Here is a 406-nt window from a genome sequence, read left to right on the forward strand (position 1 = left end):
CAGCAAAGGCAACACAGCCTCGTTCGAAGCGACCGTTCAAGATGGCAAGTTCAGCACGACCGCAGACCTAACAGGTAAGGGTCTGGTTGATGGCGCGATCAGCGTGAAAGCGGACGTGACGGACAGCGCGGCAACCCAGCGAGCGACACAGAARGCGCGACGTTGGATGCGGACAATGCGGATCTACCGAGCATCGACTTGACGACCGTAGGCGACGGCAACATCAGTGTTGACGAAGCAGACGAAGTGACCTTGTCAGGAACCACGACCAACGTAGAAGACGGTCAGAAAGTGACCTTGACCGTGACCGACAGCAAAGGCAACACAGCCTCGTTCGAAGCGACCGTTCAAGATGGCAAGTTCAGCACGACCGCAGACCTAACAGGTAAGGGTCTGGTTGATGGCG

Annotated in this window: 2 protein-coding genes; both read left to right on the forward strand. The window is 57.0% G+C overall.

The window, feature by feature from the left end:
- On the forward strand, window positions 1–202 hold a 202-nt coding region (locus CIK04_RS33060), incomplete at its 5' end, for a hypothetical protein (protein WP_176463505.1).
- The coding region (locus tag CIK04_RS32645; RefSeq protein WP_142995070.1) for a hypothetical protein at window positions 163–406 on the forward strand (244 nt) is incomplete at its 3' end. The genes CIK04_RS33060 and CIK04_RS32645, both read left to right, overlap by 40 nt.

It is taken from the genome of Vibrio sp. 03_296, from assembly GCF_002265885.1.